Below are 18,562 nucleotides of genomic sequence, written 5' to 3' on the forward strand. Positions count from 1 at the left end.
GGTTTTAATTCACCACATTGTTGGTGACATAAATATGGTCTGGCGATTCCGTTGCCAGATCATTAAAAGCAATATCCATCCACTTGCTGCCCACCATCGGCTGTTCGCACTCAAACAGTGAATTGCCGGTGATGTTGATTGGCCCATCGCCTTCCACTGCTGAGGCGGCGATACCATATTTACATTTGCGCACCAGATTGCCGCTGGCCAGCAAATTGCGATGGAAGGGGCCCCAGCCCAGTAATAGACCTGCGCCCGGCACATTCTCCACCACATTACCGGTGAGGCTGCAATCAGCCTCTGCTGCGATTCCCAACGGGATCGTGTCCGGATTGTTCGGGCTTTTTTCCCAGATGTTGCGCACAATATTGTTGGCACATACAGCCAGATAACCGCCATCATTATAGTTGGTGATCGAGATGCCGGTGGCGGCTTCATCAATCAGATTGTCGCTGATCAGAGAGCCGGAAAATCCAAATTCAGAAAAAATCGCGACTTCACCGAGATTTTTGCAGTTGTTGCCAATAATCTGGGTGTTGCGTGTGCCATTGGCCCGCACCGCCGTGAAGGCACAATCGCGGATAATATTGTTGGCAACAATGACATTTTGCGATCGAAAAACATTGATGCCGTTACCATTTTGGCCGTTGCCACCACTGCGCCATTCAATGGCTTCAATCTGATTCTGCGCAACGATTGTGCCATCATAACCCGGCTCGTCGCGCCAGATCAGAATGCCATTATTGCCGCAGCCTTTGATGACATTTCCACGCACCTGGGACCGCAATCCATTGTTCAAAAAGATTGCCGCGCTGCCCATCTGTTCAAACCGATTTGCATTGAGGTGAACCTGCGCATCATAGCCCAACACACCATGTTTCGCGCTGGCGAAAAAGCCGCATTCCTCAATGTTCACATTGCGCACAGATTGCATATATAAAATCGCGTTGGCGGCCAGATCTTGCGCGCCAACCAGATCGAACCGCTCAAGGCTGATATGCTGTGCGCCGACCATCGTAAAGATTGGCTTGTCGCTCATTTGAACCAGTTTTGTGGCAGCCCCTGCGCCAATGATCTGGGTATTGGACGGCAGGCCCACATTGGACACATTGTAACTGCCCGCGGGCAAAAACAACTTTTGCTTGGCGCTATTGGCTGCATTAACAGCGGTGGTGAGCGCCTCTGCCTGATCATAAGGCGCACCGGGCGTCAGACCAAAATTGCGTCCGTCCAGCAGCGCGCCATTGACCGCATTTTGCGCCAAGAGGGGAGTGGACAAGCCAAGGCTCGCCGCCCCGCCCAAAAACGATGCGCCACCTGCCAGCAAAAATTGTCGTCGACTGACCATACAATCCTCCCCAAATGATCGCTCCTATTGAGCGCAATCTTTGCGACAATTGCAAGTCATGTGTGGTGAGCTGGTTAACCTGAAGGCGGCGCTTTATATTTTGCGCAATTTGACCGCCGTGCCGGAGCAATTCACCATCAACATGGCCCCGCGCGCGCCAACCGTTTCATAATCAATATGAACACCAATCACCGCATCAGCCCCAATGGCGCGTGCTCGGTCGCACATTTCTTCTAGTGCTGCCTTGCGCGACTTGCTCAGCGTTTCCTCATAAGCGCCAGAACGGCCGCCAATGTAGTCGGTCACCGTCGCCATCACATCACGCACAAAATTAGCGCCCAGTATGGTCTCGCCCATCACAATGCCCATATATTCGGTGATTTCAAACCCTTGCAGCGAGTCTGTGGTTGTCGTCAGCATCTCTAGCCCCCAAATATCAATGATCGACAAATGGGGCGCGCGGCAGCGTATTTCAAGTCACGCCGGGTTTTATCCGCATCCAATGGGCATATTTGCCAAAAACAGCACACATCCTATTGAGCTTTGTTCACCCCAGCGCTTATATGAGAGTTCAACTGTGAAAAGGGCACTCTTGGATGTTTGTTGACGGTAAAGTCTATTTGGGCACCAGCGCCCGCGCGGAATATCTTGATTTGAAACTGGCCAACCGGCATGGACTTATCACCGGTGCAACCGGTACCGGCAAGACCGTCAGCTTGCAAATCATGGCCGAAGGTTTCTCGCGCGCAGGGGTGCCGGTTTTTTGTGCCGACGTAAAGGGTGATCTGTCAGGGATTGCCGTGAGCGGCGAAAGCAAAGACTTTCTTGAAGAACGCGCCCAAAATATCGGCTTTGACGACTATGTTTATGAAGCCTTCCCCACCATTTTCTGGGATTTGTTCGGTCGCCAGGGGCACCCGATCAGGGCCACGATTTCTGATATGGGACCGCTGCTGCTCTCGCGCTTGTTGGACCTGACCGAAGTGCAGGAGGGCGTGCTCAACATCGCCTTTGCCTATGCGGACGATGAGGGGCTGTTGCTGCTCGATCTCAAGGATTTACGCGCCATCTTAGGTGAAATCGACGAGAATGACGACGTCATCTCAAAGCGCTATGGCCGCGTGTCGCGCGCGTCAATCGGCGCGATCCAGCGGTCGTTGCTGGTGCTGGAGCAACAGGGGGCGGAGCATTTTTTTGGCGAGCGCGCGCTGGATATTCGTGATTTGATGCGCACCGACAAAGATGGGCGCGGCATTGTGAGCGTGCTGGCCGCGGACGAGCTAATGCAGTCGCCGCGCCTTTACGCGACCTTCTTGCTGTGGCTCTTGTCCGAATTGTTTGAAGAACTGCCCGAAGTGGGTAATCCAGACAAGCCACATCTGGTGTTTTTCTTCGATGAAGCGCATTTGCTATTTGACGATGCGCCTGACGCCTTGATGGACAAGGTGGAGCAGGTGGTCAAGCTGGTGCGGTCCAAGGGGGTGGGCGTCTATTTTGTGACCCAGAACCCGTTAGATATTCCCGATCCCGTATTGGCGCAATTGGGCAACCGGGTGCAACATGCGTTGCGGGCCTATACGCCACGTGAGCAGCGGGCGGTGAAAACCGCTGCCGATACGTTCCGCCCCAATCCCGACTTTGATACAGCAGAAGTGATCACACAGCTGGGTGTGGGCGAGGCATTGGTTTCCACATTGGAAAAGAAAGGTGTGCCCTCAATGGTGGGGCAAACCATGATGCGCCCGCCATCTTCGCGTCTTGGGCCCATAACGCCTGTTGAGCGTACCCAAATCATCAAAAATAGCCCCGTCGCGGCGCTATATAGTGAAACGCTGGATCGCGATTCCGCATTTGAAGAATTGCAACGCCGCGCTGCTGCCAAGCAGCGGGAGGAGCAATTGCAATTGGAGCGCGAAAGCCGTGATGATTTCGGCGATTTGTGGGAAACCCGCACCGGCTATCGAGATAAATATCGTGACGACAGGCCGAAAACCAAGCGCAAGTCGCGTCGATCAACCCGTCAAACACCCACCGAAGCGGCGGCAAAAACTTTTGCCCGCACCGTGGCGCGACAGTTGGGTAACCAGCTTGTTCGTGGTATTTTGGGTTCACTGAAACGGGGACGTTAGAATGAAGGGCACAAAGCCAATCAAAACGGCAGGTTTTCTGGTGCCAGCCGAACGGGCTGAACATCAAAAACAAATCACCACCGCCCACAAGGTTGGTGAATTCCTAGCCCAAAAAAATGTTGATCTGTGCTGCGCTATGCCGACCGGGGAAGTGGCCTCTGCCTTTGCCTCTGGTGCACTAACCAAAGGGGGGCGGGTGGTCATCTACCACCAGCAAAACACGCCAAGTGTTAAGCTGCCCGAAGGCGGCGAAATCATCGAGATTGACGGCTCCCCGATGAAGCCCGTGGCCGAATCTGTGTCGCACTTTTGGGTGTTGCCTTGTGGGGTGCGCGATTTGGGCCGCTATCTCGAAACCTGGCTGGCTTCAGCCTGCCGCCCGCTCGTGTGCTTGTCCGGTCATGATGAATTTTTGCTGTTGCGCGGTTTTGTGGAGGAAATCGTCTCAGTGGACCGGCCCGATGCCGTGGAGCGGATCATATTTGCCAAAACGGTTGAAGAAGGCTGGGACAAGATGGCGGCTCTGCTGTCCGATCGGTCCAAATAGAGCGTGAAACGGCCTTAGTCACTGATCAGTGTGGCTTGTTCGACAAGCCATTCATCCTGTCGCGATAGGCGGCAAACTCAATCACATTGTCATGCTGTGCGCTGATATGTTCGAGCTTGCGCTCATCGATGGGCGTGGGTCGATTTTCGTTGTCGGACGCCTCATCCCGCCAATCGCGGCTGGATGCGGCGGAAGTGGGGATGCGCACAAATTGACCATTGGCCCCCAAACGAGCGCTGACCCGCTCTTTAATATAAGCGGGCGACATCGGCTTGACGATGATCTCGTCAATGCCGGCATTCACCACACTGGCCTGCAACTCCCGATCAATATTTTTGATCATGGTGATCGTTTGCAAAGCCTCAATTTCGATATTGGGGTTCTTGCGTAAGCTGTTCAACACATCCGGTGCTGTGCGGTCAGCCAACTGATAATCCAGAATTAACAAATCGAGGGGAGCAATGTCCGCATAGCGCAGCAGGTGGGCTGCGCTGGAGAATTCCCTGAGCCGAAGGCCAGAAATGTCGCGCAGAACCATGGACAGGATCGAGCTGAGCGCCGAATTTTGCGTAAGAATCCCAACGACTTTCGTGTCAAACAAATCACCCCTCCTATGGTTAAAGAAGGGTTAACATTGCTTTGGTGCGTTTGCCTAGAGATTCGTTTGGTTTTTCACAGCACAAAAAAGGCCCGCCAAACGCAAAGGTTTGACAGGCCTCGATTTTTCGCAATCAGAAAAATTGCTTATTTTGCGGCTTCGTAAAGCTCCGCAACATATTCCCAGTTCACCAATGAATCGAAGAAGGCTTCGAGATATTTCGGGCGGGCATTGCGGTAGTCAATGTAATAGGAGTGTTCCCAAACATCACAACCCAGCAATGGGGTTTCGCCGTGAATCAACGGGTTTTCGCCATTTGGTGTTTTGGTCACGGCCAATTTGCCGTCCTTCATCACCAGCCAGGCCCAACCAGAACCAAACTGAGTCGCACCAGCATTCAAGAACGCTTCCCGGAACTCATCAACTGAGCCAAGGTCGGATTTGATTTGCGCTTCCAGATCACCAGGGATCGCGCCGCCACCATTTGGCTTCATCCATTTCCAGAAGTGAATGTGGTTATAGTGCTGTGCCGCATTGTTGAACAAGCCGGCATTTTTGCCATAGCTTTCGCGCACAACATCTTCCAGCGACTTGCCTTCAAGGCCTGAGCCTTCCAGCAATTTGCTGCCATTGGTCACATAAGCCTGGTGGTGCTTATCGTGGTGATATTCCAGCGTTTCCGCTGACATATAAGGGTTCAACGCATCGTAGGCGTAGGGGAGTTCTGGCAGTTCAAAAGACATGATTGGCCTCCAATTTATTGTCGTTTGTCTCGATATCCTCAACTCTTATAATCGGTTCTTTGTTCCGCAACAAGAGTTATGGAAAGAAAAAACTTTCTTTATTTTGCGCCCTTTGTAGTTTGCAATGCAAAGGCATAGGCGAGGGCAGTCTCCTTGATTTTCTCAAACCGGCCCGACATGCCGGCATGGCCTGCACCCATATGGGTTTTGAAAATCAGGGGATTCGCATCCGTTTTCATATCGCGCAGCCTGGCCACCCATTTGGCAGGCTCCCAATAGGTCACCCGCGGGTCGGTCAGCCCTGCCATCACGAAGATCGCCGGATAGTCCTTGGCTTCGATATTGTCATAGGGCGAATAGCTGGCGATATAATCATAATCCTCTTTTGAGGTGATCGGGTTGCCCCATTCCGGCCACTCCGGCGGAGTGAGGGGCAAAGTGTCGTCGAGCATGGTGTTGAGCACGTCCACAAAGGGCACCAGCGCAATGATGGAGCCGAACAGGTCTGGCGCCTGGTTGGCCACCGCGCCCATCAACATGCCCCCGGCTGAACCACCCATGGCGGCAATGTTGCCTTTTGCGGTGTAGCCTTGTTCCACCAGCATTTCGCCAGCAGCGATAAAGTCACTGAACGTATTCTTTTTATTGTGCTTCTTACCTGCGGTGTACCATTTATACCCTTTTTCCATACCGCCGCGAATATGGGCAATAGCATACACCATGCCCCGATCCACCAGCGACAGGGTGGAAATGGAAAAGCCAGCGCCCATCGACATGCCGTAGGAGCCATAGCCGTAGAGCATTAGCGGCGCGGTGCCATCAGGTTTGAAATCGGCCCGATGCAAAATGGTGACCGGCACTTGCTCACCATCCGGTGCGGTGGCAAACAGCCGGCGGGTCACATAATCTTCAGGATTGTGTCCGGACGGGATTTCTTGGGTCTTGCGCAAAGTACGCTCTTTGCTGTCGATCTTATAATCGAACACTTGTGGCGGCGTAGTGGGGGAAGAATAGAAATAGCGAATTTCGTCATTGTCAAACTCATAACCCCCGGCCACGGACAGCGTATAAGCTTCTTCCTTAAAGCTGATCTCTTCCTCTTCGCCGCTATCAAGCGTCCGCACAATAATGCGCGGCAGGCCTTCAAACTCCTCTTTGCGCACCAGATAGCGCGACTTTAGGAAGTAGCCTTTCAGCAACACGCCGGGCCGGTGTGGCACCAGATCTTCCCAGTTCTCAATGTCGGGATCAGCAACCGGTGCGGTGACCAGCTTATAGTCTTCGGCCCCATCATAATTGGTGTGGATATAGAATTGCCCATGGGCTTCTTCCACATGATATTCATGGCCATTCTGCCGCGCGGCAATCAATTTCGGTTCGCCCAGCTTATGCGCATCGATAAAGCGCACTTCGCTGGTTTCATGGTCATGGCTGTCAATCAGGACATAATTGCCCGAATTGGTTTTGCCCACGCCGAGGAAGAAACCGGAATCTGGTTCCTCATAGATCAGCTTATCCTTGGCCGGATCATCTCCCAGCGCATGGTGAAACACTTTGTGCGGGCGGTGATTGTCGTCCTGCACCGTATAAAAGAAACTCTTGGAATCGGCCGCCCAAGTGACGCTGCCGGTGGTGCTTTTGATCTGGTCTTCCAACTCATCGCCCGTGGCCAGATCGCGCACAAAGATGGTAAAATATTCCGACCCGTTCCGGTCTGCTGACCAGGCCAGCAATTTGTGATCGGGCGAATGGCTGGCGCCGCCGGAGCGGAAATAACCATCGCCGGCTTCTTTATTCATATCCAGCAATACTGTCTCGTTGCCGCCATCCCGGTCCGACCGACAGACTTGCGGATATTGTTGGCCCTCCAGCGTGCGGGTGAAATAGGCGTAGTCATCATGCTTGAACGGTACAGAGCTATCGTCTTCTTTGATGCGCCCGCGAATCTCATTGTAGATTTGCTCGCGCAAATCAGCACTGTTGGCCATATGGGCTTCGAAAAATTCGTTTTCCGCTTCCAAATAGGCGCGGATTTCCTTGTCCAGCACCTCTGGCTCGCGCATCACTTGCTGCCAATTCTCATCGCGCAACCAGTGGTAGGGATCATTTCGTTCAATCCCGTGGTGCGTGGTGAAATGGTCCTTCTTCTCTGCTTTTGGGGGCGTTAGATCGCTCATAATTTCACTCATCTTCCGGTTGCGGCACAAATTTTAAAGCTGTGCCATTGGTGCAATAACGTTTTCCAGTGGGTTGTGGCCCATCATCAAACACATGTCCAATATGTGATTGACATTTCCCGCATATCACTTCGATTTTCCGGGCAAAAAAGGTGCGTTGAACCTGTAATTTGACCGCGCTCTTCTCGCCAAGGTCGAAAAAGCTCGGCCAACCCGATCCTGAATCATATTTGTATTGCGCTGAAAAGAGCTGTGCACCGCAGCCGCGACATAGATAGTGCCCTCGCTTATAGAGCTGATCATAAGCGTGCGAAAAGGCGCGTTCCGTGCCCTTTTTGCGCAGCACATAATATTCTAGCTCGCTCAACTCGCTCTGCCAGTCCTGCTCAGACTTTTGCTTATGTGATGATTTGGACATGATCGGTTTGGAAAGAATTGCATTGGCGGTAACGCCCTAACTTGGGGAGCTTGGGCGCAACAATCAAGTCTTTGCAAAAACCAATACGATGTTTATACGGTATTTCTGCATTTTGTGATCTGAAATCACTGCAAAACCGTTGTTTGGTCGGCTCTTGCCCTTGTCGTTATCCTACAGACTGGGTCAAATTGTTTTACTTTTTTCTGCGATTCGGGACGCAACCAGAAAAAAGTGTGCCAAACCGCAAGATTTGCGCCCCATGCTGGCGCGCCGAATGGAGAGTGATCATTGTCCGACTTGCCCAACCATTATGCTTTGTTGCTGATCGCCTTGGCTCCCTTTATCACCGCCCTTTTGGCCCCTTGGGTTAACCGATTTGCCAACGGCGTCTCCGGTTGGATTTTGGCCACCGTGCCCGCTGCTATCTTTTTGGTGTTGGCCACCTATATCGGTCCAATCGCCGACGGCGGAACGGTCTCCTTCACAATGAGCTGGGTGGAGAGCCAATATTTTCACTTCCCGATCAATCTAAGCTTTTTTGTCGATGGCCTGTCGCTGATCTTCGCCCTGCTGATTTCGGGCATCGGCACCTTTATCGTCACCTATTCCGGGGGGTATTTGAACGGCCACCGGCATCAGGGGCGGTTTTTGTCGTTTATTCTCATGTTTATGGGCTCGATGCTCGGGCTGGTGCTGGCCGACAATATCATCACCCTGTTTGTGTTCTGGGAACTCACTTCGATCACCTCCTTCCTGCTGATCGGCTTCAACCACAATAAAGAAGCGTCGCGCCGTGCCGCCATACAAGCGCTGGTCGTCACCGGGGGCGGCGGCCTGTTGCTGCTGTTTGGCCTGTTGATGATTTTTGCCGTGAGCGGTCACAGCGAACTGAGCACCTTGATGATGGACCAGAATGTGCTGCGCGATCATCCGGCTTATTTGCTGGTGTTGCTGCTGGTGCTGGGCGGCGCCTTTACCAAATCAGCGCAGGTGCCGTTCCATTTCTGGTTGCCCAACGCAATGGAAGCACCCACGCCGGTTTCGGCCTATTTGCATTCGGCCACCATGGTGAAAGCCGGTGTTTATTTGATCGCCCGCATGAGCCCGGTGCTCAATGACACGATATACTGGAACACCATCCTGCCGATCTTTGGCGGCATCACCTTGCTGACTGGCGCGATCATGGCGCTGCGCCAGACCGATATGAAACAAATGCTGGCCTATACCACGCTCGGTTCGCTCGGCATGCTCGTTATGCTGCTCGGCCTCAGCGAGAAGGTGGCCATATTGGCCGCATTGCTGTTCCTTGTGGCCCACGCCTTCTACAAGGGCGCGCTGTTTATGGTGGTGGGCGCCATTGACCATGAAAGCGGCACCAGGGACCTCACCGAAGTCTCGGGTCTGCGCGCCAAATTGCCCTTTACATTCATTGCAGCCGTGTTAGCCGCCATCTCCATGGCCGGTTTCCCGATATCTTTGGGTTACTTCGCCAAGGAAGAAATTTATCTGCTGTTTGGTCCTGAAAATGTCTGGAGCATGGCACTGGTGCTCGTGGCCTTGATCGGCAATGGCCTTATGATGGCTGTGGGTCTGGCCATCGCCATCAAACCCTTCTTTGGCAAAATGCTGGAAACCCCAAAATCGCCGCACGAAGCGCCACTCTCCATGTATTGGGGGCCGATCATTCTCGGCGTGCTCGGTTTGGCTGCTGGCTTTTACATCACCGATGTCGGCCAAATTTTCTTCGCACCGGCGGCAACCGCCGTCTACGCCAAACTGGTGGAAACGCACCTCAAGCTCCACTTTGACGCCCTGTTGATTGCATTGTCCGTCGCCACCTGGGTGGTAGGCGGTTTGGCCTTCTACAAGCTTGAATCCATCCGCAGCTTCTTGCGTCGGGTGGCCACGGTATGGCGCTGGGGTCCGGATCAAGGTTTCGATCAGTTTATGTTTGGTTTGATCAGGTTGGCGGATCGTGTGACCCGCTTATTGCACCATGGCCGGTTGGAACTCTATTTAATCTTGGTCTTTGTCTGCCTTGCAGGCGCACTGTTCACGCCTCTTATCATGCAAGATGCGTTGCCAAAACTGCCAGCATTCCCCAATTTGCACTTTTATGAATGGTCAATCATTGCCATTGCCGCGATTGGTTTGATTGCGGTGATCGCCGCCAAAACCCGATTGGTGGCCATTGTGTCCCTCGGCATTCAGGGTTTCTCTGTCGCTGTGATCTTCCTGCTGTTCGGTGCGCCCGACCTTGGGTTCACTCAATTGATGGTGGAGACATTATCTGTTGTGATCCTCGCGTTGGTGATGACCAGATTGCACCTCGACCAACGTGACGCGCGAGTGCTGGAAGAAGCGGTGCGCGACGGCGCGATTGCCATTGTGTGTGGCTTCGGCTTCGTGGCAGTGCTGCTGGCTGTGCTCAGCGTGGAGTTGGATACCTCATTGTCCGACCTGTTTGTGGCGACCAGCGTGCCAATCGCCCACGGCCGCAACATCGTGAACGTGATTTTGGTCGACTATCGTGCGCTGGATACGCTGGGTGAAATCACCGTTGTAATGACCGCCGGTATCGCCATTCTGGCCCTGATCGGCATCCGCCTGGGTGGGCCCAAACGCGGGATCGGCGCGCCCAAAAAGGCGCCTAAATCCGGAGCGCCCAAACGCACCACACCAAGAAGCAAAGGAGCACGCGCATGAATACGGTGATTTTTCGAACAATTGCGCCGTTTCTGGCGGCTCTGATGATCCTGTTTTCAGTGTTTGTGTTGTTGCGCGGCCATAATGAGCCGGGCGGGGGCTTTATTGGCGGCTTGATCGCGGCTTCGGCCATCGCCATTTATGGCATAGCCGCTGGCGTGAATGAAGTGCGCAAAGCTTTGGTATTCCATCCCATTGCTGTCGCAGGCCTTGGCGTGTTTCTCGCCACATTGGCCGGTTTCATGTCGCTGTTCGTCGACGCGCCCTTCTTGAAAGGGTTGTGGCTGTTCCTGGAGTTGAGTGATGGTACAGAGTTGGCACTTTCCACTCCCTTACTGTTCGACATTGGCGTTTATTTTGTGGTGGTCGGCGCCATTTCGGCCATTGCGTTGGAGCTGGAAGAAGACGAGGAGACCCGCTAATGGAAATCGCCCTTGCTTTTCTTGTTGGTCTATTCTTTGCCGTGGCCATCTATTTGCTGCTGTCGCGTTCGCTGATCCGGATGCTTTTGGGTATCGCCATTATCGGCAATGGCGTGAATTTGCTGATTTTCACGGTGGGCCGCCTGACCCGCGAGGTGCCGCCGATTGTGCCGGATGGGGAATATGCGCCGCTGGAGCAGATCGCCAACCCTCTGCCGCAGGCACTGATCCTCACTGCAATTGTGATCGGGTTTTCCCTGTTTGCCTTTTTGTTGGTGCTGACTTATCGCGCCTATCAAGAGCTGGACGCCGACAATACAGACACCATGCGTGTGGCCGAGCCCGAGGATAGCCCTCGGCCGCCACTGAGCTACTAGGAGAAGTTGATGGCTGTTTCATCGACGCCAAAAAATCTCGAACTACCACCCGCGATGATCGAGGGTGCCACTGCTGCCGCAGATTGGCTGATCGTGTGGCCGGTGGCCCTACCAATGATTGGCGCTGCCATTTTGGTGATGGCGCGCAAACGTCCTGAATGGCAGGCTCCATTTGCCTTTACTATTCTGCTGGCCACGCTGGTCGCCAACTTCATGCTGTATATGCGCGTGCAGGGTGAGGGGCCGCTGACGATGACCATGGGCAATTGGCTGCCGCCTTATGGCATCAGCCTTGCCGCTGATTCGCTTAGCGCATTGTTTTCGCTGGTTAGTGCCTTCATTATGCTGGTGGTGATCCTGTTTGTGCAGTCTGAAATTGAGGTGCGCGAGAACAAGTTTGGCTATCACCCGCTGCTGCTCTTGTTGCTGGCCGGGGTCTCGGGCGGTTTTCTCACCGGCGACTTGTTCAACCTTTATGTCTGGTTCGAGGTGATGTTGATTGCCTCCTTCGGCTTGCTGATCATTGGGGGGCGCAAAATCCAACTGGATGGTGCCGTCAAATATGGCTTTTTGAACTTTCTCGCCACCACCTTCTTTCTGATCGCCATTGGCTTCACCTACGGCCTGGTAGGCACATTGAACATGGCGGATATTGCGCTGAAAGTGCCCCAGGTGGAAAGCGGTGCCATCTATGCTGTTGCGGCACTGTTCTTTCTGGCCTTTGCCATGAAGGCCGCCGCGTTCCCACTGAATTCTTGGTTGCCCGCCTCATATCATGCGCCGGACCCTGCCGTATCTGCGGTGTTTGCCGGATTGCTGACCAAGGTTGGCGTTTACGCACTCGTGCGCACCCATTTGTTGTTGATCCCGCAGTCGCACGCCTATTTGCAACTGCTGATTGAAATTATTGCCGGGTTCACCCTCGTGCTGGCCCCGCTCGGCGCGATGGCGCAAACCAATGCGCGTCGCGCCCTTGGTTTCTTGGTTATTGGCGGCATTGGGGCCATGATGGCAGGCCTTGCTATTGGAACGCCCACCGGCATATTCGGACTGGCCACTTATGCGGTAAACTCAATGCTGGTGATGACCGCGCTATATCTCGTGGTTGGCCTGGTGGAGCGCATGGGCGGCACCAGCGATATTCGCAAGCTGGGCGGGCTTTATCGCGCCAACAGTTGGCTGTCGATCATGTTTATCACCCTTGTGTTCGCAGTTGCGGGGTTGCCGCCCTTGCTCGGCTTTTGGCCAAAAATGGTCTTGGTTCAAGCCGGCATTGAGATGAGCAACTATTGGATGGTCTCATTGATCCTGCTGAACTCAATTCTGACGTCAATTGCGGGGACACGCCTGTGGGCGCATATTTTCTGGCGCGATGGTCGCGAAGGGGTGAACTCAGAGCAAATCAATACCCGAATTCGCCCCCTGCCGCCCCGTGCTAAAGTGTGGGGGCTTTGGCCAGCCGGCATGTTGGTGGCGTTCATTTTTGTTGCTGGCCTCGTGCCGCAACCTTTATTCAAGGCGGGGGCAACCGCGGCGTTCGCAGTCTATGATCCCGGTGAATATGTGGGTGCCGTGTTTGGTCGAGAAGCAGTGGCGCAGGAGTAAACAATGACCCTATTGCTCATATCTGTACTATTGGCCCTGACTTGGGCTGCCATCACTGGTACATTTTCCCTGGGAAATCTGCTCCTTGGCTTTGTAATCGGCGGTATGTCGCTTTGGGTGATACGCCTCCAAGTCGGGCAGTCTCAATTGCTACAAAAAATCCCAAAAATCATTTCGTTGGCGGCACTGTTTATTTACGAGTTGGTGTTGAGTGCGTTCAAGGTGCTGTTGTTGGTGCTCTCGCCCGGCATGCATAAGCGGCTCCAACCCGCAATTATCGCATTCCCCCTGCAGGCGAAGTCGGATGCTGAAATTACTTTGTTGGCCAATCTGATTACATTGACACCGGGCACGTTGAGCGTAGACGTATCTCCGGACCGGACTATGCTCTACGTACATGCGCTGGAAATGCCCGATAAAAAGAAAATGATCAAAGACATCGCCAATGGCTTCGAAGCCAAGATTATTGAGGTGTTTCAACCATGATGAGCGGCGTTGAATTTTTGGATCTGGCCATCAATATCGCATTAGGCTTGCTGAGTCTGGCCTTTTTTCTCACCTTGATCCGTATCCTGCTTGGGCCGACCCTGCCGGATAGGATACTGGCCTTAGATATGCTGTTGACAATCGGCATCGGCTATATTGCGGTTATTGCCATCAAAACCGGCTATGCGCTCTATCTCGATATTGCCATTTCACTTGCCTTGGTTGGGTTCTTGGCCACCGTTGCCTTCGCCCGCTTTGTGCTACAGCGTTGGAAAATTCGGGCCGAGCAACTTGAAAGTGCACACAAGGATATGGGAGCTGAGGAATGATGCAGGATATTTTGGCCTATCTGGTGGGCATATTTCTTATAGTCGGTGGCATTTTCTCGTTGGGCGCGGCCATCGGTTTGTTGCGCTTGCCTGATCTATATACGCGCATGCATGCTGCTTCTAAGGCGGGCACCTTGGGGGCAGGCTTTGGTTTTCTCGCAATCGCGCTGGCGTCCTTGGATGGATCTGTAATCCTACGGGCCTTTGCGGGGTTTGTTTTTCTGCTTCTAACAGCGCCGATTTCCGCACACTTGCTGGCGCGCGCGGCCTACTTTGCAGGTTATAAACCGTCGCCAGTGACAAAAGTTGATGAAATGGACCCTAAATAAATCCTAATGCGCGATTGAAAAATTGTTGGGCCACATAAGCAAATATTTGCAACTTTATACAGTTTGTTGGTTGCAATTTGAACTTTCGCGTAATATCTAAGTGTTAAATATTAGCATTCGCTAAGATAGAAGCAATCGGCAGGAAGTGGTTAAATAATGTCTGAGCAACAAGATAATAATCAAGTTGACCTTAAATCTGAAATTATTGAGCTAAGCACGGATATTGTGAGTGCATATGTCTCGAACAATGCCGTGAGTCAAGCAGATTTGCCAAAGCTGATTGCAGATGTTCACGCAACCTTGGCTGGATTGGCCGCCAGCCCGACAGAAGCTGAGCAGGAAAACCGCAAGCCCGCAGTGCCAGTGAAAAAATCTATCACGCCCGACTACATCATTTGCTTGGAAGATGGCAAGAAGTTCAAATCGTTGAAGCGACATTTGCGCACGCATTATGATCTGTCGCCGGAAGAATATCGCGAGAAGTGGGGCCTGCCCAGCGATTATCCGATGGTGGCGCCAAATTATGCCGCGGCCCGGTCTCGGTTGGCCCGTGAGATGGGCTTGGGGCGCAAAGCAGGAAAATAGTCTGCTTGAAACTGATCAATTTTCAAAGGCTGACCCCGAGTCAGCCTTTTTTATGCACTATCTAAGGTTGCATTTTGGAATTGGGTTAATGGACTTAACGCGTTGATATTTCGAGCAAAAGATGAAATGTCGTTAATTTTATCTTAATAAACTTATCCCCGGTCCTTCCAAGTCAGGTTATAGGAATATATACCTAAAAATGGAAAGACCATGCATATTTATCAAATTTATAGCTACACAGATCAAGTTGAAACTGACTTGAGCCCCAACTCAACCCGGCTTTTGGACAAGGACCCTGAGGCCCGGTTCATCTTAAACCTTGTCGCGTGCGCGCGTCAGGTGCCACCCCGCGCTTTGCTGAGCCGCGCCAGGGGGGACGGCAACATTTGTCTGGCACGACAAATGGCAATGTATCTTATAAATGTCGTGCTGCGCCGGTCGCTAACCTATACCGGCGAGTTGTTCGACCGTGATCGGCGCACCGTCTCGCACGCCTGCGCGCGCATCGAGGAGTTACGCGAACGTCAGCAGTTCGAGCGGGTAATGTGTTGTTTTGAACGAACATTGCTGCTGGCCATTGATGAGTTTTCGCTAGAATCGGGGTGGAACTAATGCAACAGATTCGACGGCAGCTTAAATTTGTGCGCCTGCTGCACAGGGGCGGCGCAGCTCAGAAGTACGGCCACCTAGTGCGGGTGATCGACAAAACTCAAAAAGCATCGCTCGACAGCCAAGCCGTTGCCGCGCTGGTGAGTCAAGGCGTGTTGCGTCAGCAAAACGATCGGCTGCTCACCACCAGCGAGGCACCACATTGGATGCGGCGGCAAAAACTCATGCTGGCTGATTTGCAGCAAACGACAGGCTCGCCAACATATAAGTCCACTAAGAATTTGGATCTGCCGCTGGTGGGCAACGGCCAACTCAATCGGCTGTGTGATCGAAAATCAGTTGGAGGTGGTCGCCTCACACCAGACCATATCTTGGTGGCCAACCGTCTGGAACATCTTATAGAACGGGCGATGCTGACCCCCCAAATTACTCGCAATTACGAACAACTCAGCCTTAGTTTGGGGCAGTCGCGTGGCTATGGTTCGGCAGATATCAGTGATATGGCCGCCGATGCCCGCAAACAATTGGCCCAGCTATACCAATTGCTGCCAACCGATTGCATGAATGTATTAGTGGATATTTGCGGCTTTGCCAAAGGTTTGCAGGAAATCGAGGCTAGCCGCAATTGGCCCCGTCGCAGCGCCAAGCTCGTTGTAAAAATCGGTCTTGATCAGCTGGGGGCAATCTGGGGCATTGGCGATTTGGCGCCACAAGGCCGAATGCGGGGAAACGGAAAATAATAAGTGCGCGGCAGCAGCCTAGGCCGCTGTCGCGATCGATTCCACGCGTTTGATCATCGCTTTCAGGCCATTGGCGCGCTGGGTGGTGAGATGCTCTTGCAACCCGATGGCAGAGAATGCTTGTTCCGCATCCATTTCCGCGATCTCATCCGTGGTGTGACCAGAGAAATAGGCGATGACGATTGCCACCAGGCCCTTTACGATCATCGCATCGCTATCGCCTTGCAGCGTAAGCAGGCGCTGGCCATCCTTTTCCTCGAAATCGTGGGTCAGCCACACCTGAGACACACAGCCCTCAACTTTGTTGACCGGACTGTAGGCGTCTTCGGGAAGTTTCGGCAGTGATTGCCCCAACTCAATGACAAATTTATAGCGGTCTTCCCAATCGTCCAGAAATTCAAGACTTTCTTTGATGTCCTCAAAGTCCATAGCGACACTCCTTTGCCATTCTGATATCCAAGTCAACGGAGTTTGACCACCCGACAGATCAAAAAAAGAGCCGTGGCACCCGGGGAAGGCGCACGGCTCAGAAAAAAGACCGCATTTGGAGTAGCATCGGGGAAGTGATGCGGTCTCGTTAAAGTCAACCTGCCCAATCGGGACGTGGTGGCGGCACCGGAAACGAAGATGTCCCATCTGATTTTGCAGATATAGTGACTGGCTTGGAGGCCAAAGCACTGGCGACAACAAGGGTTTTGACGCTGTTGCAACCAATTTCAGTACAGTCGAAATGGTCAGCATTTTGAACCACAAACTCAGAGGCACCGTTTACCGCGGCACTCGCTAGTGCTTTGCCCGCTTGTTCGGGTTCAAACGCGAAGGGTTTGATCACCAAAAAACCGATCAACAGCCAGAATGAACTACGCAAGATAAACATTTTGGCCCCCTTTTTGTCTCGACTTAAAAACTCATTGGAGCCAACCTAGCCAAGAGCTGTAAAACCAGGATGCAGAATTTCGATAAAATTTTAGACAAATTTGAATTGTCTGGTCGAATTCCCCGCAACATGTTGATTTTGCGCTCAGAAATAAAATGATGCCAAATGGTGGAGCTATGGGTGAAATAGAGATTATACCTTTTGAGGCAGGCTTTCGACAGGCGGTTATTGATCTCACAATCGATGTCTGGACCCCGATCTTTGCAAAAACGAAAAGGGAGGTGCCCGGATTTGTCTTTGAGGCTTTTTATCCTGATGGATGGGCCGCGCGTCAAAAACAGGACGTTGGGCACTTGCTCGATTCTGAACCTGCCAATATCTGGCTGGCCGTAAAAAACGGACGATTGGTGGGGTTCCTGGGGCTACGCTTTCATGACCAAGACCAGATGGGTGAAATCTATATAATCGCCGTGGCCCCACAATATCAGGGCCAGGGCATCGGCAGAAAGCTCATGCAGTTCGCCCAAGAAAGGACAGCTGAAATGGGCTTGAGCATGTTGATGGTGGAAACAATCGGCGACACAGGGCACGCGCCCGCCCGGCGCGCCTATGAAGCGTTCGGCTTTGAAGAATGGCCTGTGGCCCGATATTTCAAGAAACTCTAGCAGAGGATCGCCACTTAAGGTGGAACTTTCCTCAACATAGTGCCGTTGTGATCAGGAGAGGCGGTGTGATCGCCATTTGAATGTGCATTCTTCGCGCGGAGCGGGGCTGGTCAATCATGTTGAACTGGATCGTAAGCCACAGCCAAATCATCAATTCGATGATCAATCTCGCCATGTTGGTGGTGTGGGTGGCCTATTTGCAAACCTTTATCTCAAGCTACCACCGCCAGACACGTTCCAAGATCATGATTACGCGCAATGGCGTTTATAGCCTGAAATCCCGATGTCTCGTGTGTAATATGAGTTCCGAGACGATCTATTTGCTCAGCCTGTTGATTGAGCTGGATACGCCGGATGGCCATAAAAGCTACCCGATTACCGAAATTGAAGGATTTGATGCCTCACAGAAACCTTCAGATGACGATGTGCGCAGTCGCCAAGGGCCGCTCGAGTCTGGCAAGGTGCGGGACATGGGTTCTTTTCAGGAAATGATCGCCCATGCGCTTGGCGAAGGAGAGGGGACAATTTCGGCGGATGAGCAGCATTGGCCACCGATTGAAAGCCTGAAAGTGCGGGCAATCGCCAGCTACGGATCCGAGGATTTGCCCGTTGGGGCCTGCCGCAGCTTCAAAGTACGCCGCAAAGAGTCAGGTTGGGAAGTGCATCCCCACACCAGTGAGGCGCGACAGATTCGATCCCGTCGAGAGCGTAAGGAATTGAAATCATTGCTCGATAATGCGCTTGTATAGCGAAAATAAGCTCTAAATCGCGGCCGTTTGCTGTTCATTTTGAAGGCGGGGCGAACCGAGACTGCACAAACCGCGCACCGCATCGCCAGATGGAAAATACTTTGTTTACCACACTAGATAAAA

22 protein-coding genes are annotated in these 18,562 nt (G+C 52.8%); 14 read left to right on the forward strand and 8 right to left on the reverse strand.

What is annotated here, in order from left to right:
* Positions 1-4 precede the first annotated feature (4 nt).
* Both L1I42_RS05280 and L1I42_RS05285 read right to left on the reverse strand, forming a co-directional pair.
* Positions 5-1,348, reverse strand: a complete 1,344-nt coding sequence (locus L1I42_RS05280; protein ID WP_236113439.1) for a TIGR03808 family TAT-translocated repetitive protein — start codon at positions 1,346-1,348, stop codon at positions 5-7.
* 93 nt (positions 1,349-1,441) lie between these two features.
* Positions 1,442-1,768 carry a YbjQ family protein gene (locus L1I42_RS05285; protein WP_236113440.1) on the reverse strand — a complete coding sequence of 109 codons (327 nt, stop codon included), beginning with the start codon at positions 1,766-1,768 and terminating at the stop codon, positions 1,442-1,444.
* Positions 1,769-1,944: 176 nt separating this feature from the next.
* Between L1I42_RS05285 and L1I42_RS05290 the strand changes: the two genes are divergently transcribed.
* Both L1I42_RS05290 and L1I42_RS05295 read left to right on the forward strand, forming a co-directional pair.
* Entirely contained in the window at positions 1,945-3,477 is a 1,533-nt protein-coding gene (locus L1I42_RS05290) for a helicase HerA-like domain-containing protein (RefSeq protein ID WP_236113441.1), read from the forward strand.
* 1 nt (position 3,478) lies between these two features.
* Entirely contained in the window at positions 3,479-4,024 is a 546-nt protein-coding gene (locus tag L1I42_RS05295; protein WP_236113442.1) for a hypothetical protein, read from the forward strand.
* Positions 4,025-4,049: 25 nt separating this feature from the next.
* Here the strand turns inward: L1I42_RS05295 and L1I42_RS05300 are convergent, their stop codons facing one another.
* From L1I42_RS05300 to msrB, 4 genes are all read right to left on the reverse strand, one after another.
* Positions 4,050-4,625 carry a response regulator gene (locus L1I42_RS05300; protein ID WP_236113443.1) on the reverse strand — a complete coding sequence of 192 codons (576 nt, stop codon included), beginning with the start codon at positions 4,623-4,625 and terminating at the stop codon, positions 4,050-4,052.
* 143 nt (positions 4,626-4,768) lie between these two features.
* Positions 4,769-5,365 carry a superoxide dismutase gene (locus L1I42_RS05305; RefSeq protein WP_236113444.1) on the reverse strand — a complete coding sequence of 199 codons (597 nt, stop codon included), beginning with the start codon at positions 5,363-5,365 and terminating at the stop codon, positions 4,769-4,771.
* Between the two features lie 98 nt (positions 5,366-5,463).
* Entirely contained in the window at positions 5,464-7,542 is a 2,079-nt protein-coding gene (locus L1I42_RS05310; RefSeq protein ID WP_236113445.1) for a S9 family peptidase, read from the reverse strand.
* 4 nt (positions 7,543-7,546) lie between these two features.
* The gene (msrB, locus tag L1I42_RS05315) at positions 7,547-7,960 is read right to left on the reverse strand and encodes a peptide-methionine (R)-S-oxide reductase MsrB (RefSeq protein ID WP_236113446.1); all 414 of its coding nucleotides are present in this window, start codon (positions 7,958-7,960) and stop codon (positions 7,547-7,549) included.
* A gap of 288 nt (positions 7,961-8,248) precedes the next feature.
* On the opposite strand from msrB, the gene L1I42_RS05320 reads away from it, so the two are divergent.
* The 10 genes from L1I42_RS05320 to L1I42_RS05365 all read left to right on the forward strand — a co-directional run bounded on the left by L1I42_RS05320 (position 8,249) and on the right by L1I42_RS05365 (position 16,148).
* A complete protein-coding gene (locus tag L1I42_RS05320; RefSeq protein ID WP_236113447.1) occupies positions 8,249-10,666 on the forward strand; it encodes a putative monovalent cation/H+ antiporter subunit A in 2,418 nt (805 codons plus the stop codon).
* Positions 10,663-11,088 (forward strand): Na+/H+ antiporter subunit B, encoded by a 426-nt coding sequence (locus tag L1I42_RS05325; RefSeq protein ID WP_236113448.1) that lies wholly within the window; start codon positions 10,663-10,665, stop codon positions 11,086-11,088. The genes L1I42_RS05320 and L1I42_RS05325 overlap by 4 nt, the downstream gene beginning before the upstream one ends.
* Entirely contained in the window at positions 11,088-11,465 is a 378-nt protein-coding gene (locus tag L1I42_RS05330; protein ID WP_236113449.1) for a Na+/H+ antiporter subunit C, read from the forward strand. Before L1I42_RS05325 ends, L1I42_RS05330 begins: the two co-directional genes overlap by 1 nt.
* A 9-nt stretch (positions 11,466-11,474) precedes the next feature.
* Positions 11,475-13,070 carry a Na+/H+ antiporter subunit D gene (locus L1I42_RS05335; RefSeq protein ID WP_236113450.1) on the forward strand — a complete coding sequence of 532 codons (1,596 nt, stop codon included), beginning with the start codon at positions 11,475-11,477 and terminating at the stop codon, positions 13,068-13,070.
* 3 nt (positions 13,071-13,073) lie between these two features.
* Positions 13,074-13,556 (forward strand): Na+/H+ antiporter subunit E, encoded by a 483-nt coding sequence (locus L1I42_RS05340; RefSeq protein WP_236113451.1) that lies wholly within the window; start codon positions 13,074-13,076, stop codon positions 13,554-13,556.
* A complete protein-coding gene (locus tag L1I42_RS05345; RefSeq protein ID WP_236113452.1) occupies positions 13,553-13,885 on the forward strand; it encodes a cation:proton antiporter in 333 nt (110 codons plus the stop codon). Before L1I42_RS05340 ends, L1I42_RS05345 begins: the two co-directional genes overlap by 4 nt.
* On the forward strand, positions 13,882-14,214 hold the full coding sequence (gene mnhG / locus L1I42_RS05350; RefSeq protein ID WP_236113453.1) for a monovalent cation/H(+) antiporter subunit G: 333 nt from the start codon (positions 13,882-13,884) through the stop codon (positions 14,212-14,214). Before L1I42_RS05345 ends, mnhG begins: the two co-directional genes overlap by 4 nt.
* Before the next feature lie 156 nt (positions 14,215-14,370).
* Positions 14,371-14,799 (forward strand): Ros/MucR family transcriptional regulator, encoded by a 429-nt coding sequence (locus L1I42_RS05355; RefSeq protein WP_236113454.1) that lies wholly within the window; start codon positions 14,371-14,373, stop codon positions 14,797-14,799.
* Between the two features lie 210 nt (positions 14,800-15,009).
* A complete protein-coding gene (locus L1I42_RS05360; protein WP_236113455.1) occupies positions 15,010-15,411 on the forward strand; it encodes a helix-turn-helix domain-containing protein in 402 nt (133 codons plus the stop codon).
* Positions 15,411-16,148, forward strand: a complete 738-nt coding sequence (locus tag L1I42_RS05365) for a DUF6456 domain-containing protein (protein ID WP_236113456.1) — start codon at positions 15,411-15,413, stop codon at positions 16,146-16,148. The genes L1I42_RS05360 and L1I42_RS05365 overlap by 1 nt, the downstream gene beginning before the upstream one ends.
* 18 nt (positions 16,149-16,166) lie before the next feature.
* Here the strand turns inward: L1I42_RS05365 and L1I42_RS05370 are convergent, their stop codons facing one another.
* Positions 16,167-16,577 carry a SufE family protein gene (locus L1I42_RS05370; protein ID WP_236113457.1) on the reverse strand — a complete coding sequence of 137 codons (411 nt, stop codon included), beginning with the start codon at positions 16,575-16,577 and terminating at the stop codon, positions 16,167-16,169.
* A 154-nt stretch (positions 16,578-16,731) separates the two neighbouring features.
* Complete coding sequence (locus L1I42_RS05375; RefSeq protein ID WP_236113458.1) at positions 16,732-17,025, reverse strand: hypothetical protein; 294 nt, start codon at positions 17,023-17,025, stop codon at positions 16,732-16,734.
* A gap of 176 nt (positions 17,026-17,201) precedes the next feature.
* Here L1I42_RS05375 and L1I42_RS05380 point away from each other — a divergent pair, with 176 nt between their 5' ends.
* Both L1I42_RS05380 and L1I42_RS05385 read left to right on the forward strand, forming a co-directional pair.
* Positions 17,202-17,690, forward strand: a complete 489-nt coding sequence (locus L1I42_RS05380) for a GNAT family N-acetyltransferase (protein ID WP_236113459.1) — start codon at positions 17,202-17,204, stop codon at positions 17,688-17,690.
* An 80-nt stretch (positions 17,691-17,770) separates the two neighbouring features.
* Positions 17,771-18,439, forward strand: a complete 669-nt coding sequence (locus L1I42_RS05385) for a hypothetical protein (protein ID WP_236113460.1) — start codon at positions 17,771-17,773, stop codon at positions 18,437-18,439.
* Positions 18,440-18,562 lie beyond the last annotated feature (123 nt).

It is taken from the genome of Maritalea mediterranea (assembly GCF_021568695.1).
Classification (GTDB): Bacteria; Pseudomonadota; Alphaproteobacteria; order Rhizobiales; family Devosiaceae; genus Maritalea; species Maritalea mediterranea.